This is a genomic window from Streptomyces sp. NPDC043867 (assembly GCF_056435845.1).
Window position 1 is genome coordinate 181027 of record NZ_JBWKDS010000012.1, and the last position, 24576, is coordinate 205602.

At 73.3% G+C, this 24576-nt stretch carries 26 protein-coding genes and 1 pseudogene; 21 read left to right on the top strand and 6 right to left on the bottom strand.

Annotated elements, in window-relative coordinates; genetic code table 11:
• Positions 1 to 8: 8 nt before the first annotated feature.
• The 4 genes from AC069T_RS14930 (at position 9) to AC069T_RS14945 (ending at position 5556) form a co-directional block, all read left to right on the top strand.
• Positions 9 to 1994 (top strand): prolyl oligopeptidase family serine peptidase, encoded by a 1986-nt coding sequence (locus AC069T_RS14930; RefSeq protein WP_478783126.1) that lies wholly within the window; start codon positions 9 to 11, stop codon positions 1992 to 1994.
• A complete protein-coding gene (locus tag AC069T_RS14935) occupies positions 1991 to 2920 on the top strand; it encodes a S66 peptidase family protein (protein ID WP_478783127.1) in 930 nt (309 codons plus the stop codon). Before AC069T_RS14930 ends, AC069T_RS14935 begins: the two co-directional genes overlap by 4 nt.
• 29 nt (positions 2921 to 2949) lie before the next feature.
• Entirely contained in the window at positions 2950 to 3510 is a 561-nt protein-coding gene (locus AC069T_RS14940; RefSeq protein ID WP_478783128.1) for a GNAT family N-acetyltransferase, read from the top strand.
• Between the two features lie 72 nt (positions 3511 to 3582).
• The gene (locus tag AC069T_RS14945; protein ID WP_478783129.1) at positions 3583 to 5556 is read left to right on the top strand and encodes a DUF5107 domain-containing protein; all 1974 of its coding nucleotides are present in this window, start codon (positions 3583 to 3585) and stop codon (positions 5554 to 5556) included.
• A 74-nt stretch (positions 5557 to 5630) separates the two neighbouring features.
• Here AC069T_RS14945 and AC069T_RS14950 read toward each other — a convergent pair whose 3' ends face one another.
• The gene (locus AC069T_RS14950) at positions 5631 to 5981 is read right to left on the bottom strand and encodes a VOC family protein (protein ID WP_478783130.1); all 351 of its coding nucleotides are present in this window, start codon (positions 5979 to 5981) and stop codon (positions 5631 to 5633) included.
• A 262-nt stretch (positions 5982 to 6243) separates the two neighbouring features.
• On the opposite strand from AC069T_RS14950, the gene ligD reads away from it, so the two are divergent.
• The 11 genes from ligD to AC069T_RS15005 all read left to right on the top strand — a co-directional run bounded on the left by ligD (position 6244) and on the right by AC069T_RS15005 (position 12656).
• Positions 6244 to 7164 carry a non-homologous end-joining DNA ligase gene (gene ligD / locus AC069T_RS14955; RefSeq protein ID WP_478783131.1) on the top strand — a complete coding sequence of 307 codons (921 nt, stop codon included), beginning with the start codon at positions 6244 to 6246 and terminating at the stop codon, positions 7162 to 7164.
• Positions 7165 to 7224: 60 nt separating this feature from the next.
• Positions 7225 to 7587, top strand: a complete 363-nt coding sequence (locus AC069T_RS14960; protein WP_478783132.1) for a gas vesicle protein GvpO — start codon at positions 7225 to 7227, stop codon at positions 7585 to 7587.
• Positions 7588 to 7638: 51 nt separating this feature from the next.
• The gene (locus AC069T_RS14965) at positions 7639 to 8064 is read left to right on the top strand and encodes a gas vesicle structural protein GvpA (protein ID WP_478783133.1); all 426 of its coding nucleotides are present in this window, start codon (positions 7639 to 7641) and stop codon (positions 8062 to 8064) included.
• Entirely contained in the window at positions 8061 to 8834 is a 774-nt protein-coding gene (locus AC069T_RS14970; RefSeq protein WP_478783134.1) for a GvpL/GvpF family gas vesicle protein, read from the top strand. The genes AC069T_RS14965 and AC069T_RS14970 overlap by 4 nt, the downstream gene beginning before the upstream one ends.
• 4 nt (positions 8835 to 8838) lie before the next feature.
• On the top strand, positions 8839 to 9105 hold the full coding sequence (locus AC069T_RS14975; RefSeq protein ID WP_478783135.1) for a gas vesicle protein GvpG: 267 nt from the start codon (positions 8839 to 8841) through the stop codon (positions 9103 to 9105).
• Positions 9102 to 9743, top strand: a complete 642-nt coding sequence (locus tag AC069T_RS14980; RefSeq protein WP_478783136.1) for a DNA primase — start codon at positions 9102 to 9104, stop codon at positions 9741 to 9743. Before AC069T_RS14975 ends, AC069T_RS14980 begins: the two co-directional genes overlap by 4 nt.
• On the top strand, positions 9736 to 10935 hold the full coding sequence (locus AC069T_RS14985) for an SRPBCC family protein (RefSeq protein ID WP_478783137.1): 1200 nt from the start codon (positions 9736 to 9738) through the stop codon (positions 10933 to 10935). Before AC069T_RS14980 ends, AC069T_RS14985 begins: the two co-directional genes overlap by 8 nt.
• Positions 10932 to 11276: a gas vesicle protein GvpJ gene (gvpJ, locus tag AC069T_RS14990; RefSeq protein WP_358854585.1), complete on the top strand. Its 345-nt coding sequence runs from the start codon at positions 10932 to 10934 to the stop codon at positions 11274 to 11276. Before AC069T_RS14985 ends, gvpJ begins: the two co-directional genes overlap by 4 nt.
• Positions 11273 to 12055 carry a GvpL/GvpF family gas vesicle protein gene (locus AC069T_RS14995; RefSeq protein ID WP_478783138.1) on the top strand — a complete coding sequence of 261 codons (783 nt, stop codon included), beginning with the start codon at positions 11273 to 11275 and terminating at the stop codon, positions 12053 to 12055. The genes gvpJ and AC069T_RS14995 overlap by 4 nt, the downstream gene beginning before the upstream one ends.
• Positions 12052 to 12240 carry a gas vesicle protein gene (locus tag AC069T_RS15000; protein WP_358854583.1) on the top strand — a complete coding sequence of 63 codons (189 nt, stop codon included), beginning with the start codon at positions 12052 to 12054 and terminating at the stop codon, positions 12238 to 12240. Before AC069T_RS14995 ends, AC069T_RS15000 begins: the two co-directional genes overlap by 4 nt.
• A gap of 152 nt (positions 12241 to 12392) precedes the next feature.
• Entirely contained in the window at positions 12393 to 12656 is a 264-nt protein-coding gene (locus tag AC069T_RS15005) for a gas vesicle protein K (protein WP_358854615.1), read from the top strand.
• Between the two features lie 45 nt (positions 12657 to 12701).
• On the opposite strand, the gene AC069T_RS15010 is transcribed toward AC069T_RS15005, so the two are convergent.
• The 3 genes and pseudogenes from AC069T_RS15010 to AC069T_RS15020 all read right to left on the bottom strand — a co-directional run.
• Entirely contained in the window at positions 12702 to 12872 is a 171-nt protein-coding gene (locus tag AC069T_RS15010; RefSeq protein WP_478783139.1) for a hydrophobic protein, read from the bottom strand.
• A 42-nt stretch (positions 12873 to 12914) separates the two neighbouring features.
• Complete coding sequence (locus AC069T_RS15015; RefSeq protein WP_478783140.1) at positions 12915 to 13736, bottom strand: class I SAM-dependent methyltransferase; 822 nt, start codon at positions 13734 to 13736, stop codon at positions 12915 to 12917.
• Positions 13737 to 13885: 149 nt separating this feature from the next.
• Positions 13886 to 14524 (bottom strand): annotated as a pseudogene (locus AC069T_RS15020) (phosphatase PAP2 family protein); the annotation flags it as partial.
• Between the two features lie 178 nt (positions 14525 to 14702).
• Between AC069T_RS15020 and AC069T_RS15025 the strand changes: the two are divergent.
• Both AC069T_RS15025 and AC069T_RS15030 read left to right on the top strand, forming a co-directional pair.
• Positions 14703 to 16322 (top strand): ABC-F family ATP-binding cassette domain-containing protein, encoded by a 1620-nt coding sequence (locus tag AC069T_RS15025; RefSeq protein ID WP_358854580.1) that lies wholly within the window; start codon positions 14703 to 14705, stop codon positions 16320 to 16322.
• 149 nt (positions 16323 to 16471) lie between these two features.
• Entirely contained in the window at positions 16472 to 16690 is a 219-nt protein-coding gene (locus AC069T_RS15030; RefSeq protein WP_478783141.1) for a DUF6158 family protein, read from the top strand.
• Between the two features lie 163 nt (positions 16691 to 16853).
• Here the strand turns inward: AC069T_RS15030 and AC069T_RS15035 are convergent, their stop codons facing one another.
• Together AC069T_RS15035 and AC069T_RS15040 are read right to left on the bottom strand one after the other, a co-directional pair.
• Positions 16854 to 17405, bottom strand: a complete 552-nt coding sequence (locus tag AC069T_RS15035; protein WP_478783142.1) for a type 1 glutamine amidotransferase domain-containing protein — start codon at positions 17403 to 17405, stop codon at positions 16854 to 16856.
• A gap of 194 nt (positions 17406 to 17599) precedes the next feature.
• Entirely contained in the window at positions 17600 to 19399 is a 1800-nt protein-coding gene (locus AC069T_RS15040; protein ID WP_478783143.1) for a thiamine pyrophosphate-requiring protein, read from the bottom strand.
• Between the two features lie 242 nt (positions 19400 to 19641).
• On the opposite strand from AC069T_RS15040, the gene AC069T_RS15045 reads away from it, so the two are divergent.
• The 4 genes from AC069T_RS15045 (at position 19642) to AC069T_RS15060 (ending at position 24488) form a co-directional block, all read left to right on the top strand.
• Positions 19642 to 20436, top strand: a complete 795-nt coding sequence (locus AC069T_RS15045) for an RNA polymerase sigma factor SigF (protein ID WP_478783144.1) — start codon at positions 19642 to 19644, stop codon at positions 20434 to 20436.
• Between the two features lie 680 nt (positions 20437 to 21116).
• Positions 21117 to 21905 (top strand): hypothetical protein, encoded by a 789-nt coding sequence (locus tag AC069T_RS15050; protein ID WP_478783145.1) that lies wholly within the window; start codon positions 21117 to 21119, stop codon positions 21903 to 21905.
• A gap of 145 nt (positions 21906 to 22050) precedes the next feature.
• A complete protein-coding gene (locus AC069T_RS15055) occupies positions 22051 to 23298 on the top strand; it encodes an aminotransferase class I/II-fold pyridoxal phosphate-dependent enzyme (RefSeq protein ID WP_478783146.1) in 1248 nt (415 codons plus the stop codon).
• Complete coding sequence (locus AC069T_RS15060; RefSeq protein WP_478783147.1) at positions 23295 to 24488, top strand: MBL fold metallo-hydrolase; 1194 nt, start codon at positions 23295 to 23297, stop codon at positions 24486 to 24488. Before AC069T_RS15055 ends, AC069T_RS15060 begins: the two co-directional genes overlap by 4 nt.
• Positions 24489 to 24576 lie beyond the last annotated feature (88 nt).

A 24576-nucleotide genomic window follows, 5' to 3' on the forward strand; every position in this document is an offset into this window, starting at 1 on the left:
TGGGGGACATGGTGCAGACCCTGGCGTACGGAGCGTGGCCGTCGCCCATCGACGCGGCGCTCGCCGCCGCGCACGACGGACGGCCCGAGTTCGTGGGCTTCGTCGGCGAGGAGGCCTGGTGGACCGAACCGCGGCCCGCCGAGGGCGGCCGGCGCACGCTCGTCCGTCGCACGGCGGACGGCACGGAGCAGTCCGTGCTGCCCGCCCCGTGGAACGTGCGCAGCCGCGTCATCGAGTACGGCGGCCTGCCCTGGACCGGACTCGGGCGCCCCGAGGGGCCGCTGGTCGTCTTCGTCGACTTCGCCGACCAGCGGCTGTACCGCTACGAGCCGGACACCCCGGGCGGTGAGCCGGTTCCGCTGACGCCCGTGTCGTCCGTGGGCGGCGGACTGCGCTGGGTCGACCCGCAGGTGCGGCCCGAGCGGGGCGAGGTCTGGTGCGTCCTTGAGGAGTTCACCGGGGACTCGCCCACGGACGTGCGGCGGGTGGTGGCGGCGGTGCCGCTGGACGGCTCGGCCGCCCGGGACCGCGACGCGGTACGCGAACTGACCGGCGACGAGCACCGGTTCGTCACCGGTCCCCGCCTGTCGCCCGACGGGCGGCGCGCGGCCTGGCTCGCCTGGGACCACCCGCGTATGCCGTGGGACGGGACGGAGCTGCTCGTCGCGGACGTCACCGACGACGGGACGCTGTCCGGGGCACGGGCCGTGGCCGGCGGCCCCGAGGAGTCCGTCGCCCAGGCCGACTGGGCCGGCGACGGCAGCCTGCTGTACTCCAGCGACCGCACCGGCTGGTGGAATCTGTACCGGGTCGCACCCACCGGCGAGGAGAAGGCCCTCTGTCCCCGCGAGGAGGAGTTCGGCGGGCCGCTGTGGCGCATCGGGCAGCGCTGGTTCGCGCCGCTGGAGGGCGGGCTGATCGCCGTCGTGCACGGCAGGGGCGCCACCGCCCTCGGCATACTCGACCCGGAGACCGGCGAGGTGGTCGACGCGGCGGGCCCCTGGACCGAGTTCGCGCCGATGCTCGCCGCGCACGGCACCCGCGTCGTCGGCGTCGGGGCCAGCCCGCGCAGCGCCTACGAGGTCGTCGAGCTGGACGCCCGTACCGGCCGCGCCCGGGTGATCGGCGCCCCGCACGACGATCCGGTCGACCCGGCGTACTACCCCGAGCCGCAGATCCGCACCTTCACCGGCCCCGCGGGCCGCGAGATCCACGCGCACGTCTACCCGCCCCACCACCCCGGCCATGTCGCACCGGGCGAGGAACTGCCGCCGTACGTGGTGTGGGTGCACGGCGGTCCGACCAGCCGCGCACCCCTGGTCCTGGACCTGGAGATCGCCTACTTCACCTCGCGCGGCATCGGGGTCGCCGAGGTCAACTACGGAGGATCGACCGGTCACGGCCGGGAGTACCGCAACCGGCTGCGCGAGCAGTGGGGCGTGGTCGACGTCGAGGACTGCGCGGCCGTCGCTCTCGCGCTCGCCGAGGAGGGCACCGCGGACCGCGACCGGCTGGCCGTCCGCGGCGGCAGCGCGGGCGGCTGGACCGCCGCCGTCTCGCTCGCCGCCACCGACATCTACGCCTGCGGCACGATCCTCTACCCGATCCTCGACCTCGCGGGCTGGGGCTCGGGGGAGACCCACGACTTCGAATCGCAGTACCTGGAGACGCTGGTCGGGCCGCTCGCCGAGGTGCCGGGCCGGTACGCGCAGCGCTCGCCCGTCGAGCACGCCGATCGCGTCACCGCGCCCTTCCTTCTGCTCCAGGGCCTGGACGACGTCATCTGCCCGCCCGCCCAGTGCGAGCGGTTCCTCGCCGGAATCCAGGAAGCGGGCCGACGTGTCGCCCACGCCTACATCGCCTTCGAGGGCGAGGGGCACGGCTTCCGGCGAGCGGACACGACGGTGCGGGTCCTGGAGTCCGAACTGTCCCTGTACGCCCAGGTCTTCGGCCTGAACCCACCGGGTGTCCCCACCCTGGAGCTCATCACGTGAAGCCCCTGATCCGGCCCGCCCGCCTCGCCCCCGGGGCCCGGGTGGCCGTCGTCGCGCCCAGCGGCCCGGTCCCCGAGGAGCGCCTGGAGGCGGGCCTCGACCTGCTGCGGGGCTGGGGCCTCGACCCCGTCGTCGCCCCCCACGCCCTCGACCGGCACGCCGAGTTCGGCTACCTCGCGGGTACGGACGCCGACCGGGCCGCCGACTTCCAGGCCGCCTGGTGCGACCCCGGCGTGGCCGCGGTGCTCTGCGCACGCGGCGGGTACGGTGCCCAGCGCATGGCCGACCTGCTCGACTGGACGGCGATCGCGGCGGCCGGCCCCAAGGTCTTCCTCGGGTTCAGCGACATCACCGCCCTGCACGAGGCCTTCGCGGCCCGCATGGGTCTGGCCACCCTGCACGGCCCCATGGTCGCCGGTCTGGACTTCCTCAAGAACGCGCGGGCGCAGGAGCATCTGCGGGCGACGCTCTTCGAGCCGGAGACGGTCCGCACCATCGCCGCACCGGGCCGGGGGGCCGCCCTCGTCCCGGGGCGGGCCGAGGGCGTCCTGCTCGGCGGTTGCCTGAGCCTGCTCGCCGCGGGCCTCGGCACCCCGTACGCCCGGCCGTCCGCACGCGGCGGCCTGGTCTGCCTGGAGGACGTGGGCGAGGAGACGTACCGGCTGGACCGGTATCTGACCCAGCTGCTGCGCGCCGGGTGGTTCGACGGCCTCGCCGGCATCCTGCTCGGCTCGTGGGCGGACTGCTCACCCGCCGCCGAGGTGCGGCCCCTGCTGGCCGACCGGCTCGGCGGCCTCGGGGTGCCGGTGGTGGACGGGTTCGGCTTCGGGCACGGCGAGGGCGCGCTGACGATCCCCTTCGGCGCGGCCGCCGGACTGGACGCGGCGGCGGGCACCCTGACGCTGGAGGAGCCCGCCCTGGCCTGAGGATCCGTCCGCTCGCGTACTGTGGCCGGATGCCTGAGAACACCGGCCACCTTGCCGAGGGCGCCCGGGTGGGCATCCGGCACTGCACCGCGGACGACGGCGCCGAGTTCACCGCGCGGGCGCGGGAGAGCAAGCACCTGCACCACCCGTGGCTCTTCCCGCCGACCAGCGCCGAAGGGTACGCCGCCTACGCCCGGCGGCTGACCGGGGACCCCACCAGGGCCGGTTTCCTGGTCTGCGAGCGGGACACCGGGGCCGTCGCCGGGTTCATCAACATCAACAACATCGTCGAGGGCGCCTTCCTCAGCGGGGCGCTCGGCTACGGCGCCTTCGCGCACGCCGCCGGGCGGGGACTGATGAGCGAGGGGCTCGCCCTCGTCGTCTCCCACGCCTTCGGCCCCATGGGACTGCACCGGCTGGAGATCAACGTGCAGCCGGGGAACACCGCGTCCATCGCGCTCGCCAGGCGCCGCGGCTTCCGGCTGGAGGGCTTCTCGCCGGACTTCCTGTACATCGACGGTGCCTGGCGCGACCACGAACGGTGGGCGCTCACCGCGGAGATGACCCGCAGGACGCCCCCGCGCGGGTGAACCGGCCGGCGGGCGCCTTTGCGCAATCCTGACCGGCGAATCCCCTGGGCAGCCGCGCAAGGACGCTGTTCCATGGTCATCGTGACGACGATCCGACGTGACGTGATGACGCTCCCCGCAGCCGAGTTGGGCCCGGACAACCCGCTGCCCCCGCTGTGCCCGCTCGACGAGGTGCACCACATCGGGGAACGGGACCTGGCGGGCCTCCCCCGGGAGATGGCCCGGCAGATCGGCTACGAGCCGCTGCGCGGCATCCTGCCCGAGCGCATCAGGGACGGGTACGGAAGAACGCGCGCGCCACGCGCGATCGACACCCTCGTGATCGAGAACGACCGGCTGCGGGCCGTCGTGCTGCCCGGCCTCGGAGGCCGGATCGCCTCGCTGTTCCACAAGCCGTCGGGGCGCGAACTCCTCTACCAAAACCCGGTGTTCCAGCCCGCCTGCTTCGCCCTGAACGGCGCCTGGTTCTCCGGCGGCATCGAATGGAACATCGGCGCGACGGGTCACACCACCCTGTCCTGCTCGCCGCTGCACGCCGCCCGCGTCCCCGCCCCCGACGGCGGGCAGATGCTGCGCCTGTGGGAGTGGGAACGGCTGCGCGACCTGCCGTTCCAGGTCGACCTGTGGCTGCCGCGGGACTCCGAATTCCTGTACGTCGGCGTCCGCGTCCGCAATCCGCAGGAGAAGCCGGCGCCCACCTACTGGTGGTCCAACATCGCGGTACCCGAGGAGCGCCGGGTCCTCGCGCCCGCCCAGGAGGCCTGGCACCTCGGCTACGAGCGACGACTGCGCCGGGTGCCCGTCCCCGCGCACGGCGGCGTCGACCGCACGTACCCCCTCAACAGCACCTTCCCCGCCGACTACTTCCACGAGGTGCCCGACGGGCGGCGCCGGTGGATCGCCGCCCTCGACGAGGAGGGGCACGGACTGGCGCAGACGTCGACCGACGTCCTGCGCGGCCGCAAACTCTTCGTCTGGGGCTCCGGCACCGGCGGGCGCCGCTGGCAGGAATGGCTGACCGAACCCGGCACCGGCGGCTACTGCGAGATCCAGGCCGGCCTCGCCCGCACCCAGCTGGAACACGTCCGGCTGGAGGCGGAGAGCGAGGTGTCCTGGCTGGAGGCGTACGGGCCGCTCAGCGCCGACGCCGGGGCCGTGCACGGAGCGGACTGGGACGCGGCCCTGGCCGAGACCGAGGCCCGGCTGCAGGCCGCCCTCCCGCGCGCCGACGTCGACGCGGCGTACGCGGCCTGGCTGCCGTACGCCGACGCCGAACCCGGCGAGGTCCTGGCCGTGGGATCCGGCTGGGGCGCCCTCGAAGTGCTGCGCGCCTCCTGGAAGCTGCCGGGCACGCCCTTCGCGGAGAGCACCCTGGGCGATGCCCAGGCGCCGTGGGCCGAGCTGCTCAGGTCCGGGTCCTTCCCGGAGCCGCGCCGGGCCGGGCCGCCCGGCGAGACGCTCGTCGCGCGCCCCTGGCGGGACATGCTGGAGACGGCACCCGCCCGGCCGCTCACCGAGTACCACCTCGGGGTCGCCCAGTGGCACGCGGGGGATCTCGCGCAGGCCGTGCGCAGCTGGGAGCGAGGCCTCGCACTCGCCCCGTCCGTCTGGCCGTTGCTGCGCTGCCTCGCCGTCGCCGACCGGGTGGCGGGGCACCACGAGCGGGCCGCCGACCGGTACTCGGAGGCCTTCGACGACCTGTGCCGGGAGCGCCGCGACGACGGGGAGGCCTGGACGGCGGCCACGGCGGCGCTCGGGCGTGAGGTGATCGAGGCGCTGCTCGCGGTGCGGCGGACGGCGGACGCGTGTGCCGTGTGGGAACGGCTGCCGGGGGCCATCCGTGAGCGCGGGCGGCTCCGGCTGCTCGAGGCGCGGCTGCTGCTGACCGAGGGGGACCGTGCGGGCGCGCGGGCCGTCTTCGACGAGGGGTTCGAGGTGGCGGACCTGCGGGAGGGGGCGGAGGCGATCGGTGACTTGTGGGCCCGCCTCACCGACGAGCCGCTGCCGGCGCGGTACGACTTCCGGATGCGGCCGCCGGCGGAGTGAGCACCGGCCGTTTCGGTCCTGCCGTCCCGGCCCCGCTTGGAGGGCCCCGGGTCTTCCGGGCGGGTTCCGGCCGGTCAGTCGCCGTGCCGGTCCACGTACTCGTAGACCATGCCGTCCGGATGCATCGCGATCAGGTTGCGGCCGACCGGAGTCGCGACCGGTCCCGCGAGGACACGGGCGCCGGACTCGCTGAGCACCCGGCTCGCTTCGTCGACGTCCGTGACGGCGATGGTGGCGGCCACCTTGCGCAGGATGTCCAGCTCGGCCTCCGGCCCGCTCATCAGCAGGAAGCAGCCGACCGCGGCGACCGAGACGCCGCCGCGCTCGAAGCGCAGGGCACGGCCGCCCGCGAGTCTCTCGTAGAAGGGGACCGAAGCCTCCAGGTCGTCGACGCAGACACGCAGCGTGGCTCCCAGAATCTCCATGCGTCCGAGCCTAGTCGGGGCGGACCGGGAGCGAGATCGTTTCCCGTGGATCCCGCTCCCGTCCCGCGCGGCCGGCCGCCGTGCTGCGGCAGCACCTCGGTGGGGACGCCTGCCACGTTTGGCCGCCCCGGCCAGGGGGACGCGGTAAGCCCCACGAGCAACCGTGTCGGAGGCGAACCGTGGCTCGACCCCGCATCGCGATCGTCGGCGCCGGCCTCACGGGACACCGGACCGCCCGCACCCCGTTCCGGCCGTCCGCCCCATGAGCAGCGCACGGACGGTGCGGGCCGGCCGCCGCACCGTGGAGATCCACCGCCCGGACAAGGTGCTGTTCCCGGCGGACGGGGGCGGCAAGGAGTACACGAAGGACGATCTGGTCGCGTACTACCGGTCCGTCGCCCCCTTCATGCTGCCCCACCTGAGGGGTCGGCCGCTGATGCTGGAGCGGCACCCCGACGGGCTCCCGGGCCCCGCGTTCCTGCAGAAGAACACCCCGGACCACTACCCGGAGTGGATCCGGCGGGCCGAGGTCCCCAGGGAGGGCGGTACGGTCCTGCACCCCGTGTGCGAGGACGCCGCGACCCTCGTCTTCCTCGCCGACCAGGCCGGCATCACGCTGCACCGCTGGCTGTCCCGGGCCGACGCGCCCGACCGCCCCGACCGGATGGTCTTCGACCTGGACCCCGGCACGGACGACTTCGCCGTGGTGCGTGAAGCCGCGCACCTCATGGGCGAGTTGCTGGACGAGCTGAAACTGCCGTCCGCCCTGATGACCACCGGCTCCCGGGGCCTTCACATCGTGGTGCCACTGAACGGGCGTCACGGCTTCGACGAGGTACGCGTGTTCGCCAAGGACGCCGCCGACGCCCTCGCCGACCGGCACCCGGACCGCTTCACCACGGCGGCCCGCAAGAAGGAGCGCGGCGACCGGCTCTACCTCGACGTCCAGCGCAACGGCTACGCGCAGACCGCCGTCGCTCCCTTCAGCGTGCGCGCGAAACCCGGTGCCCCGGTCGCCGTCCCCGTCTCCTGGGGGCAGCTCGACGACCCGCGTCTGCACGCCCGCCGCTGGACGATCGCCGACGCCGTCGACCAGGCCCGCACCACTCCGTGGGCGGGCCTGCTGAGTCACGGGCGCGCGCTCGGCCCGGCCCGGCGCCGCCTCGACGCGCTGCGTGGCTGAGTCTCGCCGTCCCCGAGGTTTGGCCAGGGAACGAGCGAGCACCCGGTGTTCGAGGTGGCCATGACGAACACATCAAACACATCCAGATCACAGAGTTCACAGAACTCCTCCCAGAGCAAGGGAAACAGCAAGGAGAACAGCGCGGCGGACAGCCAGCCCAAGCCGATGGAGGTCCTGCGCCATGCGCGCGACCAGCTCCAGGAGCTGACGGGTATGGCGGCCGAGTCCGTTTCGTCCTTCGAACGCACCGAGGACGGATGGGCGTTGGAGGTCGAGGTCCTGGAACTGGCCAAGATCCCGGACACGATGAGCCTGCTGGCGACCTATCAGGTGGAGCTCGACCAGGACGGAGAGCTCACCAGGTATCGCCGGGTCCGCCGCTACGAACGCGGGAGGGCCGAACGCAGGCCCGGCGGCCGGTAGGCGCCGCCTCTTTCCCGCGCAGACACTCACAGACTAGGAGGACCGGACGGTATGACCGTTGTCCCGGCACAGCAAGGTGGCGGATCCGGAGGCACGAGCGGCCTCTACGACGTCCTGGAGCTCGTCCTCGACCGAGGAATCGTCATCGACGCGTTCGTGCGTGTCTCCCTCGTGGGCATCGAGATCCTGAAGATCGACGTGCGCGTCGTCATCGCGAGCGTCGACACCTATCTGCGTTTCGCCGAGGCGTGCAACCGCCTCGACCTGGAAGCGGGGCCGCACAAGGATCCCGGACTGCCCGATCTGATGGGCGAACTCACCGAGTCCGGTGCGCGCGGCAAGTCCAAGGGCGCCCTCTCCGGCGCCGCCGAGACCATATCGGACGCGTTCAAGCAGGCCCGCGAGGACGGCCAGTCCGAGTCCCGCCCCCGTACCCGTAAGACCGCGGCTTCGCGCCGGAAGGAGGAGCAGGAGTGAGCACGTACGTCTACGGCATCGCCGAGGGAACGCACCCCTCGCTTCCCGACGGCATCGACGGAGTCGGTGCACCGGCACTTCCGGTACGCATTCTCAAGGAGGGCGACCTGGCGGCCATCGTCAGCGACGCCCCCGAAGGGCTGCGCCCCAAGCGCAGGGACCTGCTCGCCCACCAGAACGTCCTGAGCGAGGCGGGGGAGGGCGGCACGGTGCTGCCCATGCGTTTCGGCAGCGTCGCGGCCGACGACCAGGCGGTCGTCTCCGTGCTGGCCGAGCGCGCGGAGCACTACCGGGAGCGGCTCGAGGCGCTGGCGGGCAAGGTCGAGTACAACGTCAAGGCCAGCCACGACGAAGAGGCCGTCCTGCACCGCGTGATGGGCGAGAACCCCGAGATCCGCGCGCTGACCGAGGCCAACCGGCAGGCGGGCGGCGGCTCGCACGAGGACAAGATGCGACTCGGCGAGATGGTCGTGGCCGCGCTGCAGGCCCGCGAGGCCGAGGACGCGGCGGGGCTCAGGCGCACGCTCGAACCGGCCGCCGACGCCGTGAGCGAGGGCCCCGAGTCCACCGGCTGGCTGGCCAACCTGTCGTTCCTGGTGGACCGCAAGTCGGCCGACACCTTCCTCGCCACCGTCGACCAGATCCGGGGCGGCCAGCCGCATCTGGAACTGCGCGTGAACGGACCGCTCCCGCCCTACAGCTTCGTCGAGCCCGGCCCCTCCGCGCCGGACACCGGCATCACGCAGGGCGCCCGGGCGGGCGGCGAGTAGACCCATGGGGCTCATCGGCGAGGTGCTGATGCTGCCGTTCGCACCTGTGCGCGGCAGCCTCTGGGCGATGAAGCAGGTGGTGTCCGAGGCCGAGCGCCAGTACTACGACCCGTCCGCTGTCCGCGCCGAACTCGCCCAGCTCGAAGCGAAGTTGGAGGCCGGAGAGATCACCGACGAGGAGTTCGACCAGCAGGAGGACGTCCTGCTGGACCGGCTCGAAGTCAGCCTGCGCACAGGCGGCGCCGGCCCCGAGAACGGGACGACAGGATGAACAGACTAGGACTGGGCCTCGCCGTAGGGGCCGGGTACGTCCTCGGACGTACCAAGAAGATGAAGCTGGCCTTCGCGGTCGGCACCATGGTGGCGGGCAAGCGGATGCAGCTGAGTCCGAAGGCGCTCGCGGACCTGGTGTCCGGGCAGCTGGCGAACAACCCGGCGTTCAAGGAGCTCAACGACCAGCTCCGCAACGACCTGCGCGGGGTCGGCAAGGCCGCCTCCGGCGCCCTGGTCGAGCGGCAGATCGAGGGTCTCGCCAAGCGGCTGCACGGCCGTACCGCGGACGTGCGCAACCAGCTCTCCGGCGTGAGCCCGGACGCGGCCGGGCACGACGAGGACGAGGACGACGAGCCGGACGACCGGTACGAGGACGAGCCCGAGGAGCAGGACGACGACCGGGACGAGGCTCCCGAGCAGGAGTCCGCCGAGGAGGAGCGTCCGCGGAAGAAGGCCCCCGCGAAGAAGGCCCCGGCCAAGACGGCGCAGAAGCAGGGCGCCGCCAAGAAGGCCCCGGCCAGGAAGACCGCCGCGGCGGCCAGGAAGACGTCCGCCAAGAAGACGGGCGCCACGAAGACCGCCGCACGCCGCGTCCCGCGGTCCCGGCAGTCGGAGGGGGGCCGCGACGATGGCTGACGCTCTCGGATCCGCGGCCAAGAAGGCCAAGGACAACCCGATCACGTCCGTCGTGCAGAGCGAGGCCGCCGACCGCCTGAAGTCGGAGGTCCAGGACTATCTGTCCGCGCAGGCACAGCGGTTGCTGGTCGGCGTCGGGCAGAAGCTCGGCCAGACCACCGTCAAGCTCAACGACATAGCGGAGGGCAACAGCCCCGGCTTCGCCAAGCTCGCCCTCGACGGCGGCCGCAAGCTGGCGGAGGGCAAGAGTCCGCTGCGGTCCGCCGTGGAGGTCGGTGCCGGGCACGCCAAGGACGGTGTGGTCGGCGCCTTCAAGAACCTGGTCGGCGGCAAGGGCAGGCGCAAGGGCGGCGCGGGCCAGAAGCCCACGGTCATCCTGGAGTTCATCGACGTCGGGGTGCCGCTGCGCACCGCGTACGACCAGTGGACCCAGTTCCAGGACTTCAGCACCTTCGCGAAGGGCGTCAAAAGCGCGAACCGCGCCGACGACACCACCTCCGACTGGCAGATGAAGGTCTTCTGGTCCAGTCGCAGCTGGAAGGCGCACACCACCGAGCAGGTGCCGGACCAGCGGATCTCCTGGACGTCCGAGGGCGCCAAGGGCACGACCAAGGGTGTCGTCACCTTCCACGAGCTGGCGGAGAACCTCACCCGCGTCCTGCTGGTCATCGAGTACTACCCCAAGGGGCTGTTCGAGAAGACCGGCAACATCTGGCGCGCCCAGGGCCGCAGGGCACGGCTCGACCTGAAGAACTACGCCCGCTTCATCACGCTCAAGGGCGAGGCGGAGGACGGCTGGCGCGGAGAGATCCGCGACGGCGAGGTCGTCCGCAGCCACGAGGACGCGATCGAGGAGGAGCAGAGCGCCGCCGAGTCCGAGGACGGCCCCGAGGACGAGTACGAGGGCGACGAGGAGGAGACGGACCAGGAGTCCGCGGACGCGGAGGCGGACGAGCCGGAGGAGTCCTACGAGGACGACCCCGAGGGCGAGTACGTCGACGAGGACGACCCCGAGGGTGAGCCCGAGGCCGAGTACACCGAGGACGACGACCCCGAGGCCGAGTACGCCGAAGAGGACGACCCCGAGGCCGAGGACGCCGAATCCGAGGACGCCGAGGCCGAGCCCGCGGACGCCGAGGAAGCGGAGTACGAGGAAGAGGACGAGCCGGCCGTCAGCGGGAGTCGCCGATGACGACGCCGGGTCGGATTCCCGAGCCGTACGGACAGGGCGGTGGCGCGAACCTCGCCGACATCCTGGAGCGCGTGCTCGACAAGGGCATCGTGATCGCGGGAGACATCCGGATCAACCTGCTCGACATCGAGCTGCTCACCATCAAGCTCCGGCTCATCGTCGCCTCCGTCGACAAGGCGAAGGAGATGGGGATCGACTGGTGGGAGGACGACCCGGCGCTGTCCTCTCGCGCGCACCACAACCAGCTCGCCCGCGAGAACGCCGAGTTGCGCGCCCATCTCGCCGAGATGGAACAGCTGGAGCGGGGACGCGCGGAGCGCGAGGAGGAGGAAGCACCATGAGCGGACTGCGGTACGTCTACGCCGTCTGCCGCCCCTTCGACGCGGCTCTGCAGGCCGATGTGACGGGGGTGGCGGGCGCGCCCCCCGGTCGGCTGACGCACCACGGCCTGGTCGCCGTCGTCAGCACGGTGCCGGAGGCGGACTTCGCCGAGGCACCGCTGCGGCGGCATCTGGAGGACCTCGACTGGCTGAGCGACACCGCGCGGGCCCACCAGAGCGTGATCGACGCGCTCACCGCCGTGACGACGCCGCTGCCGCTGCGGCTCGCCACGGTGTTCCGGGACGACAGCGGCGTGCGCACCATGATCGAGGCGCGCGAGGACGCGCTCCGCCGGACCCTCGACCGGCTCGACGGCCGCGTGGAGTGGGGCGTCAAGGTCTACGCCGAGGCGGAGTCCGCCGAGGCGGCCCAGGCGGCCAAGCCCGCGACGGGGCGGGACTATCTGCGGCAGCGCCGTATGCGCTCCAAGTCGCAGGACGCGATGTGGCAGAAGGCCGAGACTTTCTCGCGCCGGCTGCACGACAGTCTCTCCGCCCACGCGGAGGACGCCCGGCTGCACGCCCCGCAGAACGCCGCGATCTCCCGGGAATCGGGCCGCAACGTGCTCAACGCGGCCTATCTCGTGTCCCGTGCGGAGTCGGAGGCCTTTGTCGAACTCGTGGACCGTACGAAGGACGACGAGCCGGGGCTGCGCGTGGAACTCACCGGGCCCTGGGCCGCGTACTCCTTCGCCGGCCTGGAGGACGAGGCGAACGGTTCCGGGGAGGCGGGGCCGTGACCGTCGTGGAACGACGTGAGGTCGCGCTGGTCGACCTGCTCGACCGGCTGCTCGCGGGCGGGGTCGTCATCACCGGGGACATCACCCTGCGGATCGCCGATGTCGACCTCGTCCGCATCGACCTGAACGCCCTCATCAGCTCGGTGAACGAGCAGGTCCCCTCGCCCTTCCGGGACTCGCCGTGACCGGCCCGACGCCTGCCGGCGAGCAGGCGCCCGTGACCGGGCCGGCGGCGTCGGCGCCGCCTCAGGAAGAGACGGTCACGTCCGGGGAGGAACAGCTCACGGCCGGGGAGGAGCAGACCCCGGCCGGGAGGAAGCCCGCCGGGCGCAACCGGGTGGAACTCGAACCCGACACCGTCGAGCGCGACCTCATCAAGCTCGTGCTGACCGTCGTGGAACTGCTGCGCCAGCTCATGGAGCGGCAGGCCGTGCGGCGGTTCGACACGGGTGACCTCTCGGAGGACCAGGAGGAGCGCATCGGGCTCACCCTGATGCTGCTCGACGAGCGGATGGCCGAACTGCGCGACCGCTACGGGCTGAAGCCCGAGGACCTGAATCTGGACCTCGGGCCGTTGGGACCGCTGCTGCCCAGGGAGTAGCTCTCCGGGAGCGGCAGCGGTCCGGGGCCTGCGTCGGGAACGGGGCTACCAGCGATACCAGCGGCCCCGGCCTCCCGAACCGTTCGTGCCGCGTACCAGGAACCCCAGGAGCCACAGCACCAGCACCACCAGGGCGATCCACCAGAGAATTTTCAGCGCGAATCCGGCACCGAAGAGAATCAGCACCAGAAGCAGTACCAGCAGGATGGGAACCATGATGTGAACCTCCTGCCGGGCGGGTTTCCCGATATGCCCGAATCAAGCGTCTTTGCGGCAGAGAATTTCCCCGTGCAGGACGGCGAACCAGCCGTCCTCCCGCTCGCCCCACGCGCGCCACGCCCCGGACACCGCCCGCAACTGCTCCGCGGTCGCGTGGCCACCCTCCGTGGCCCGCTCCGCATACGCCGAGGCGAGGGTGCGGTCGGCCCACAGGCCGCTCCACCACCGGCGCTCGTCCGCGGTGGCGAAGGTCCAGGTGCTCGAGGTGGCCGTGACGTCGGTGAACCCGGCCCGCAGCGCCCAGGACCTGAGCCGGCGGCCCGCGTCCGGCTCCCCGCCGTTGCCGCGGGCCACCCGCAGATACAGGTCCAGCCAGTCGTCCATGCCCGCGGACCGCGGATACCAGGTCATCGCCGAGTAGTCCGAGTCCCGGACCGCGACGAGCCCGCCCGGCCGGGTGACCCGGTGCATCTCGCGCAGCGCCCGCACCGGGTCGCCGACGTGCTGGAGGACCTGGTGGGCGTGCACCACGCAGAACGTGTCGTCCGGGTGGTCCAGCGCGTGGACGTCGGCGACCGCGAAGTCCACGTTCCCGAGGCCGCGCTCCGCCGCCGTGGCGCGGGCCTGGTCCAGGACCCCCGGAGCGCTGTCGACGCCCGTGACCCGGCCTTCGGGGACCAGGGCCGCCAGGTCGGCGGTGATCGTGCCCGGGCCGCAGCCGATGTCCAGCACCTTCATGTGGGGCTTCAGGGAGCCGAGGAGGTAGCCGGCCGAGTTGGCGGCGGTGCGCCAGGTGTGGGAGCGCAGTACGGACTCGTGGTGGCCGTGTGTGTAGACGGCGGTCTCCTGCGGCTTCGGCATGACCGTTCCCCTTGTCGGCGTACGGGCCCGCGGAGCCGCTGCTCCGCGGGGCGATGGCGCCACCGTACGCCGCCGTGCCGCATGGTGAGATGTCGATCTCATCATGCGGTCTGATGGGCTGTCAGTTCCGGACTGTCGGGCGGAGGACCCGGCCGGGCCTCCGCCTTCGCCGGGTGCCCCGCCGGGGGCGGCATCCGGTCCCGGTCCTCGGCCGGAACGAGTCCCCGCACCGCGTACGCGGCCCCCACCCCGAGGGCCGCGCCGACGAGTACGTCGCTAGGGAAGTGGACGCCGGTGTAGACGCGGGAGAGGGCCACCGCGGTCGCCAGAGGTGCCACCGCGGCTCCCCAGCCGCGGGACTCCATGGCCACGCCCGTCGCGAAGGCCGCGGCCGACGCGGAGTGCCCGGAGGGGAACGACGTCGTGATGGGCTGCCGTTTGAGCCGCCGGACCAGCGGGACGGGGTCCAGCGCGGGCCGGGTACGGCGCACCGAGCGCTTGCCGACGGTGTTGATGGTGGCGGACGCCAGGGTGAGTGAGGCGAGACCGCGGGCGGCGGCGCGGCGGGCCCGGGGGCTGCGGGTCGCGGCGAGCGCCGCAGCCGTCGCGAACCAGAGCGCGCCGTGGTTCGCGCTCCGGCTCAGCCGCGGCAGCAGGCGGTCGCAGCCCGGCCAGTGCCGTGCCGCGACCCCCTCGAAGAGGCGGCAGTCGGCCGCCAGGAGCCGGTCCCGCAGAACGTGGTGGCCCGGAGGGCGGACGGTGAGGTCGACGTCTGGGGTCGCAGTCATGGGGATCCTGGTACCCACGGGCGGACGATTCCTGCCCGGGCACCGGCACCGGGTGCAGGGGTGCAGGGGTGCAGGGGTGCAGGGGTGCAGGGTGCAGGAGGCCCGGGACCGGGTCACGCGGGCACCCTGCCGATATGCGTTTGCCCGGCGGGCCCGGCGCCCCGGACAATGCCTGACCATGGGACACCTCGAAGCCGCACATCTTGAGTACTACCTCCCCGACGGGAGGCCGCTGCTCGGCGATGTGTCGTTCCGGGTGGGGGAAGGGTCCGTCGTGGCCCTCGTCGGCCCGAACGGGGCGGGGAAGACGACCCTGCTGCGCCTGATCTCCGGAGAGCTGAAGCCGCACGGCGGCACGGTCACCGTGACCGGCGGCCTCGGCGTGATGCGCCAGTTCGTCGGCTCGGTGCGGGACGAGACGACCGTCCGTGAACTGCTGGTGTCCGTGGCGCCGCCGCGCATCCGCGAGGCCGCCCGGGCGGTCGACGTCGCCGAGCACGGGATCATGACCGTCGACGACGAGGCCGCCCAGCTGAAGTACGCGCAGGCCCTCTCCGACTGGGCCGAGGTCCGCGGGTACGAGTCCGAGACGCTCTGGGACATCTGCACCATGGCGGCGCTCGGTGTGCCCTACGAGAAGGCGCAGTGGCGTCAGGTGCGGACGCTGTCCGGAGGCGAGCAGAAGCGCCTCGTACTGGAGGCGCTGCTGCGCGGCACCGACGAGGTGCTGCTGCTCGACGAGCCGGACAACTACCTCGACGTCCCCGGCAAGCGCTGGCTGGAGGAGCGGCTCAAGGAGACACGCAAGACGGTCCTCTTCGTCTCTCACGACCGTGAACTGCTCGCCCGCGCCGCCGAGAAGATCGTGAGCGTCGAGCCCAGCCCCACCGGCGCGGACGCCTGGGTGCACGGCGGCGGTTTCGCGACGTACCACGAGGCGCGCCGGGAGCGCTTCGCCCGCTTCGAGGAACTGCGGCGCCGCTGGGACGAGAAGCACGCCCAGCTGAAGAAGCTTGTGCTGAACCTGCGTCAGGCGGCCTCCATCAGCCACGAGTTGGCGTCCCGGTACGCGGCGGCGCAGACCCGGCTGCGGAAGTTCGAGGAGGCCGGCCCGCCGCCGGAGCCGCCGCGCGAGCAGGACATCAGGATGCGGCTGCACGGCGGCCGCACCGGCGTCCGGGCCGTCACCTGCAAGGGACTCGAACTCACCGGCCTGATGAAGCCCTTCGACCTGGAGATCTTCTACGGGGAGCGGGTCGCGGTGCTCGGTTCCAACGGCTCGGGCAAGTCGCACTTCCTGCGCCTGCTCGCCGGCGGGGACGTGGCGCACACGGGCGAGTGGAAGCTCGGCGCCCGCGTCGTGCCCGGCCACTTCGCGCAGACGCACGCCCACCCCGAGCTGGCGGGCCGCCCCCTGCTCGACATCCTGTGGACCGAGCACGCGCAGGACCGGGGGGCTGCCATGTCCAGGCTGCGCCGCTACGAGCTGACCGCCCAGGCCGAGCAGCGCTTCGAGAAGCTGTCCGGCGGGCAGCAGGCCCGTTTCCAGATCCTGCTCCTGGAGCTCGAGGGCTCCACGGCGCTGCTCCTTGACGAGCCCACCGACAACCTCGACCTGGAGTCGGCGGAGGCCCTCCAGGAGGGTCTGGAGGCGTACGACGGGACGGTGCTGTCGGTCACCCACGACCGCTGGTTCGCCCGGTCCTTCGACCGCTATCTCGTCTTCGGGTCGGACGGCCGGGTACGGGAGACGGCCGAGCCGGTGTGGGACGAGCGCCGGGTGGAGCGGGCCCGGTAGCTCCACGGAGGCCGTGGGCCCCGGATCTTCGTAGAGTGGAGAGGACAGGCGAGTTCCACGGCTCCCTCCCAAAGGCCGCTCGGGGTGGTGCCGGCCGGGCCGGTACCCGGACCGCACCGAAGGATCACGACGACGATCGGGGTACCGCGATGACCGGAGTCGACCCGGGCCGGCTGGACGACCAGCAGCTGATGAGAGAGCTGGAGACGATCCACCGCACGCGCCACGACGCGCTCCTGCACGGTTCCAACGACGCACTGCGGATCCACAACGAGCGCATGGCGCAACTCGAGGGCGAGTACCTGCGCCGCCACCCGCGTCGCCCGATCACGCCTGGCCGCACCCGGGAGGGCGCCCGGGAGCGCTGAACCGCCCCCACGTGCTGAAACGCAGGGCGCCGCTGACCCGCACGCCGGGGCAGCGGCTTCGTGACCGTGCCGACACGCAGGACGACGCGCTGCCACGCGCGACGCGACCCGTGGCCGGGCCCGAGGACGGCCCGGACACGGGTCGCGGCACGTCGGGGGAGCCTCAGGCGGTCTTCTGCGTCCCCTTCGCGAACTCGGCGAGGAAAGCCTCGTCGAACGCCTTGAGATCGTCCGGCTTGCGGCTGGTCACCAGGGTGTTCGGCCCGTGGTCGCAGATCTGCACCTGCTCGTCGACCCAGGTGCCGCCCGCGTTGGTGATGTCCGTGCGCAGGCTGGGCCACGAGGTCAGCACACGTCCGGAGACGACGTCCGCCTCGACCAGGGTCCACGGCGCGTGGCAGATCGCGGCGACCGGGCGGCCCGAGTCGAAGAAGTCGCGTACGAAGGACACCGCCCGCTCCTCCGTCCGCAGGGCGTCCGGGTTGGCCACGCCGCCCGGCAGGACCAGCCCGTCGAAGGAGTCGGCGGACACGTCGCCGACGACCTCGTCCACGGGGAAGGTGTCCGCCTTGTCGAGGTGGTTGAAGGCCTGGATCTCGCCCGGCTCCGTCGAGACCAGGACGGGCTCGTGGCCCGCGTCGGTCACCGCCTGCCAGGGGTCGGTCAGTTCGATCTGCTCGACGCCCTCCGGCGCCACCAGGAACGCGATGCGCATGGTGTTCGGTCTCCTTTCCCGGCCCCGGGGGCGGACCGCGCGCGCGGCACGCTCCGTCAGCCGGCGTCCGCCGCCCGCGGGCGGCGCGGTGGTTCCTCGTCGGTCCCGTACCGCCGCGGCGGCCCGGTGTGCACGACCGCCTCGTCGCGTACCCGTCCGTCCGGGGACGACACATGCGCCGGCGGCCGGGATGATCACTTCCCGCGCTTGTCGTGGCCCGGCAGGAATTCCTGGACCTTGGCCTTGAGGCCCTGGCGGATCATGGCGCCGCGGTCGGCGTCGCCCTTCAGGACGGCGGCCGCGGTGGACTCCATCTGCTCCCAGGTGGCGTGCGGCGGAATGGGCGGCACCGCGGGGTCGGTGAGGAACTCGATCACCGCCGGGCCGTCAGCCTCCAGTCCCGCGCGCCAGGCCGCCTCGACGTCCTCCGGCTTCTCCACCCGGATACCGGTCAGCCCCAGCGAGCGGGCGAAGGAGGCGTACTGCACGTCGGGCAGCCCCTGCGAGGGCAGGAACGAGGGGGCACCGCCCATGGCCCGCAGTTCCCAGGTGACCTGGTTCAGGTCGCGGTTGTTCCACACGCCCACGACCAGCCGCGGGTCCTCCCAGCGGTCCCGGTACTTCGCCGCCGTGATCAGCTCGGCCAGCCCGTTCATCTGCATCGCCCCGTCCCCGACGAGCGCGACCACGGGCCGGTCCGGGTGGGCGAACTTCGCGCCGATCGCGTACGGCACCGCGCAGCCCATCGTCGCCAGGGTGCCGGAGAGGGACGACCGCATACCGGACCGCATCGTGAGATGGCGGGCGTACCAGTTGGACGTCGACCCGGAGTCGGACGTGACGATCGCGTTGTCGGGCAGCAGCGGGTCCAGGGCCCGCGCGACGTACTCCGGGTTGATCGGGTCGGCCGACTGCTCGGCCCGGCGCCGCATCACCTCGCGCCAGCGCGTGACGTTCGCGCAGACCGTGTCGTACCACTCGCGGCCCCGGCCCCCCTCCAGCAGCGGGATGAGCCGCTCCAGTGTCGCCTTCGCGTCGCCGACCAGATTCACCTCGTACGGATAACGCATCCCGATCATGTGCGGGTCGAGGTCGATCTGCACGGCCCGCGCCTTGCCGAACTCCGGCAGGAACTGCGAGTACGGGAAGGAGGACCCGATGGTCAGCAGGGTGTCGCAGTCGCGCATCAACTCGTACGAGGGACGCGTGCCGAGCAGGCCGATCGACCCGGTGACATAGGGGAGTTCGTCACTCAGCGCGTCCTTGCCGAGCAGGGCCTTGGCGACGCCGGCGCCGAGCAGCTCGGCGACCCGCTCCACCTCCGCGCGCGCCCCCGCCGCGCCCTGGCCGATCAGGATCGCCGTCCTCTCACCGGAGTTGAGGACCTCGGCGGCTCGCTCCAGGGACTCCTGCGAGGGGGCCGTGGACCACGAACCGAAGTCCAGGCTGGAGGGGACCATCTTGAACTCGTGCGTGGGCGGCGCGTAGTCGAGCTCCTGCACGTCACCGGGGATGATCACGGCGGTGGGCGCGCGGCGCGCGCAGGCGGTGCGGATCGCGCGGTCCAGGACGTTCGGCAGCTGCTCGGGGACGGTCACCGTCTCCACGAAGTCCGACGCGACGTCCTTGAAGAGCGTGTGGAGGTCGACCTCCTGCTGGTACGAGCCGCCCATCGCGCTGCGGTGGGTCTGGCCGACGATCGCCAGCACCGGGACATGGTCGAGCTTGGCGTCGTACAGCCCGTTCAGCAGATGGATCGCACCCGGCCCCGACGTGGCCGCGCACACGCCGAGCCGGCCGCTGAACTTGGCGTATCCCACCGCCTGGAACGCGGACATCTCCTCGTGCCGCGACTGGACGAACCGCGGCTGGTCCTCCGCCCTGCCCCAGGCCGCCAGCAGGCCGTTGATGCCGTCCCCGGGATAGCCGAAGACCTGCTCCACGCCCCACTCGCGCAAGCGCTCGAGGACGTGATCGGCGACCTTCTTGCTCATAACAGGACCTCCCGAAGAAAAGGGGTACAGACGTACCGCCTACCGAGTCACCACCCCTCACCCGCGAAAACCTGTGGTGTTTGCCGCGCATGACTCGGGGCAGGCGCGTCTCAGTGCTTCGGACAGGAGGCACGTCCGTGGGAGCGAACGAACCGCGCCCCGGGTGTTTCCGTCCGGCGCACGGGCGCGCTCCCACGGTGACTGTCCATCTCAGGCACCCCTCAAGGGAGTTGCGACACACCATGCGAAGCCAAGCGAGCGTGAAGCACCACCCGCACGACGACGCCCCCGACACCGCCGAGGCATTCCGCAAGCTCGCCGCGCTCCCCGCGGGCCGGCAGCGTGACGCACTCCGGGACCGGATCGTCGAAGCCTGGCTGCCGATGGCCGAACGGCTCGCGGGGCGGTTCCGCAGCCGCGGCGAGAGCTACGAGGACCTGCGCCAGGTCGCCGCACTCGGGCTGGTCAAGGCCGTCGACCGGTACAACCCTGAGCTCGGCAACGCCTTTGAGAGCTACGCCGTACCCACCATCACCGGCGAGATCAAGCGGCACTTCCGCGATCACATGTGGACCCTGCACGTGCCGCGCCGCGTCCAGGATCTGCGCAACCGCGTGCGGTTCGCCGGCCAGGACCTGTCGCAGACCATCACCGGTCGCAGGCCCACCGTCGCCGAGATCGCCGAGCACGCCCACATGAGCGAGGAGGAGGCGCTGACCGGTCTCGAGGCGCTGGAGAGCTTCACGGCGCTCTCGCTCGACGCCGAGCTGTCGGGCAGCGAGGACGGCTACTCGCTCAGCGAGGCCCTCGGCTCGCCCGACCCGGCGCTGGACACCGTCATCGACCGGGAGGCCGTCAAGCCCCGCCTTCAGGCGCTGCCGGAGCGGGAGCGCGCCATCCTCTACATGCGGTTCTTCAACGACATGACACAGAGCCGCATCGCCGACGAACTCGGCATCTCGCAGATGCACGTCTCGCGGCTGATCAGCCGCTGCTGCAGCCGGCTGCGGGAACAGATCATGCGCGACGCCGCGTAGCGCTCCGCCTGGTCGACCTGGTGGCGAGGCGCGGCTGGGCCGCGTCTCGCTTTCGCGTGTGCGGCGGGGGCCTGACGCCGGCGCGCGGGCGGACGCCGACGGTGCCGCCGGAAGGCGGGAGTGGACCCCGTCCCGTCCGCCGGTGCGGCGCTGTTCTGTCCAGCGGTGGCGGGGTGTGGGTCCCGTCCGCGGGGGTTGGGGGGTGCAGGTTTGCCCGCCCTTGCGGTGGCCGGGGGGTTGCCGCCTTCGGGTGGGTGCGGCCGGTTTCAGGTCGGCCCATCGCCCGCGTGGGTGCGGTCGGCTTCAGGTCAACCCAGCGCCCTCGGGGGTGCGGCCCGGCTTCACGTCGGCCTCGTGCCCGCGTGGGTGGGGCCGTCACCGGCGTGGCGTGGGTGGGGCGGCCCTTGCCTGGCCGTCAGGGTGCCGTCGCCCGGTGCGCGAGTCGGCGCCGCCGGGTCGCTCGCCTTCCGGCGTACCGGTTGCTGCCGCCTCCGTGTCGGTGCGGCGGGTTCCGGACCGCCTCCGCGGCCTCGGCAGAGGGCCTCGTGTCCCCCGTCCGGTGGCTCGGATAGCGCGAATGGGCCCGGTGGCGAGCGGGGCGGCGTCGGCGGGGCTGTCATGGGGTCTGGGGGCACGACGGCCGTGCCCTCACCGGAGAGCCGGCTGAAGGAGCCCATCCCATGCGCCGTACCGCCCGTGTCCTGTCCGCCACCGCCCTGGCCAGTGCCGCCCTGGGTGCATTCGCCTCGGCCGCGTTCGCGGACCCGGCCGCGGAGGACGGTCCCCGTACCGTCGCCCCGGGCGCGGTCACCGCCCCCGTGGCCCGCGAGGAAACCGGCGCGAGCGCGCCCCCACACATCGACGCGGGCCAGGAGGGCTACGAGGACCGCCGCGCCGGACCGTACTCGGTCGCCGCCGACCAGGGGGCACCGGCTTTCGGCCCGGCCGCGCCCCTGCCCGTCGCGGACGCGGATCCGCGGGCCCTGGGCCCGGACGCCGTCAGGTCCGAGGACGCGGGCCCGGACGCCGCGGAAGCGGGAACCGCGAGCGGCAGCGCGGACGACGTGCGCCCCGGCGACATCGGGCCGGACGCCGTGGGGCCGGACGCCGTGCGGCCCGAGGACGTCGGCCCCGGCGTCGGTGACCTCGGCGGTGTGGGACCGGACGCGGTCGGGCCGGACTCCGTCCCCGAAGGGGTGGGGCCCGATACCCGGAGTCCCGCGCCCGACGAGCACCAGGCCTCCCGCGACGGCGCCACCCAGGACAGCGGCACCCGCGAGGGCGCCGCCTCCCGCGACCCCGGCGAGGACCCCGCCGTCGGCTCCCGGCGCGGCGTGCGCGCCGGAGAGGGCGGCGCCTTCACCGACTCGCTCCCGGCGCTGATCGCCGGCGGCGTCCTGATCGCCGGCGCGGTCGGCGCCGCCGCCTACCGGCTGCGGAGCGGGGGCCCCGCCGGCCGCCGCCGCTGAACCTGTGACGGGCGCAACCAGACGGTCACCCATGGCTCCTGGGGTCCCGGGGTAGGGAGATGCCCAGGGCGACGAACGGTACGGGACCGGTCACCGGCCACGGGCGAGGACAGGGCACGGCACCACGGACTGCGCGGAGGCACGTATGCGGCGGACGTACCCGGAGGGGCACGGTCCCGTTCGCTACGGCCCGCCCCTGCCCGATCAGGGCCTGCCCCTGCTGCCCGGACTCTCCGACGTGCTCGCCGCGTCCGCCGGCCGGGCAGGCGCCGAGCCCGCGGGCGGCGGTCCCGCACTGCTCGACGCCGCCTGCGGCTACTGGGCCCGTCGCGGACTGCCCGCCGGCGCCGACCGGGTGGCCGCCTCGCCCGGCGCCCCCTCCCTGCTGCTCGCGCTGACCGCGGCGGTCGGCGGCGACGTCCTGCTGCCGCGGCCGTGCGCCGCCTGGTGGACCCCGCAGACCCGGCTGCTGGGGAGATCGGCGTTCCATGTGGCGACCCCCGCCGAGTGCGGCGGCGTCCCGGACCCGTACGCGCTCCTGGAGACCGTGCGCAGAGTCCGCGCCGAGGGCGGCGACCCGCGGCTGCTCGTGCTCTCCGTCGCCGACGACCCCACGGCCACCGTCGCGCCGCCCGAGACCGTCCACGAGGCCGTGGAGGCCGCCGTCGGCGAGGGCCTGCACGTGATCAGCGACGAGACCTGGCGCGACACCCTGCACCAGCCCCTCGACACCGTGTTCCTCAGCCCCGCCGAGATGCTGCCGGACGACGTCACCGTCCTCACCGACCTCTCCGGGCCCTTCCTGCCGCTCGGCTGGCCCGCCGCGGTCGCCCGCCTCCCCGGCACCCCGTACGGCTCCGCGCTGCGCGCCCGCGTCCTCGACGTGCTGACCGCGCTCGGCGCCCGGCTCGCCGACCCGGTCGCCGCGGCGGCCGCGTACGCGCTCGGTGAACCCGGCGAAGTCACCGAACGGCTCACCGCGGCGGCCCGCCTGCACGCGGCCGTGGCGGGCGCCGTGCACCAAGCCGTGGTCGACGCGGGCGCCCTCGCCAGGCCGCCGCGGGCCGGCCGGCACCTCTACGTGGACCTCGGCCCGCTGCGCGACCCGCTCGCCGACCGGGGCGTCGGCGACGCCCAGGAGCTGGAGGACCACCTCACCGCCCGCCTCGGCCACCCCGCCCCGGGCGGCCACCGCTTCGGCGACGACCTGGCGGCGCTCCGGGTGCGACTGTCCACCGGTCCGCTGCTCGGTACGACGGCACAGGAGCGCGAGGAATGCCTCACGTCGCCCGCGCCGTTACAACTGCCGCACGTGCAACGCGCGTTGACCCACCTGGGTTCGGCCTTCGACGAACTACGCGACGACGCTCAGCGATGGGAGCCTCCTCGATGACGCAGCAGTCCGAATCGACCACGACGACTCCGCAGGACACCGAAGGCCCGGCGTCCGCGCCGCGCCCGGAGGCCGGGCCGCCGCCCGCGCTCACCCCCCACGAAGCTCTCGAATCCCTCGCCCCCCACGAAGCCCTCGTCCTGCACGAGAGGCGCGACGCACCCGCACCGCCCGCCGAGCCGCGGCCGCTCGGCGAACGGCGGTCCTGGCCGCGGTCCTTCGCCGACCGGCTCACCGCGCCGCTGCCCGGACTGCGTGCCTTCGCGCGCTTCGCCCGCGAGGGCGCGCTGCGTCCCGACGCCGACGGCCTCGCCGACGTCCCCCGACTGCCGTACGCACCGGGCCCGCTGCCCCGGGTGGACGCCCGCACGGTCGCCGTCTCCTGGGCGGGGCACGCGAGTTGGGTGATCCGGATAGGCGGGCTCACCGTCCTCACCGACCCCGTCTGGTCCCGCAGGATCCTCGGAACCCCGGCCCGCGTCACGCCCGTCGGAGTGCCCTGGAGCGCGCTGCCCCGCGTCGACGCGGTCGTCATCAGCCACAACCACTACGACCACCTGGACGCCCCGACGCTGCGCCGGCTGCCGCGCGACACACCCGTGTTCGTGCCGGCCGGGCTCGCCCGCTGGTTCAGGCGCCGCCGGTTCACCGCGGTCACCGAGCTCGACTGGTGGGAGGCGGCCGAACTGCACGGCGTCCGCTTCGACTTCGTCCCCTCCCACCACTGGTCCAAGCGCAGCCTGACCGACACCTGCCGCACCCTGTGGGGCGGCTGGGTCCTCACGGACGGCGACGGACAGCGCGTGTACTTCGCGGGCGACACCGGCTACGGCCACTGGTTCTCCCGCATCGGCCGGCGTCACCCCGGCATCGACCTCGCCCTGCTGCCCATCGGCGCGTACGAGCCCCGCTGGTGGCTCCGCGACGTCCACTGCGACCCGGAGGAGGCGGTGCGGGCCGCCGTCGACCTCGGCGCCCGCCGCATGGCGCCCATGCACTGGGGCACCTTCGTCCTCTCGGCGGAACCCGTGCTCGAACCGCTCACCCGGGTGCGGGCGGCCTGGGAGAAGGCGGGCCTGGACCGGGACGACCTGTGGGACCTGCCGGTGGGCGGCTCACGCGTACTGACGGAACCGGCCCCGGACGCGCCGCGGACCGGCCCGACGCGCACGGGAGGCGCGGCGCACTAGGGCCTGTCGTTTGGATCAGGCTGGCTGTGACCGACGGTTCGTCCTGACCGACCCGAGCGGGGTCTGGCGCGTGCAGCTGCAAGGCGGA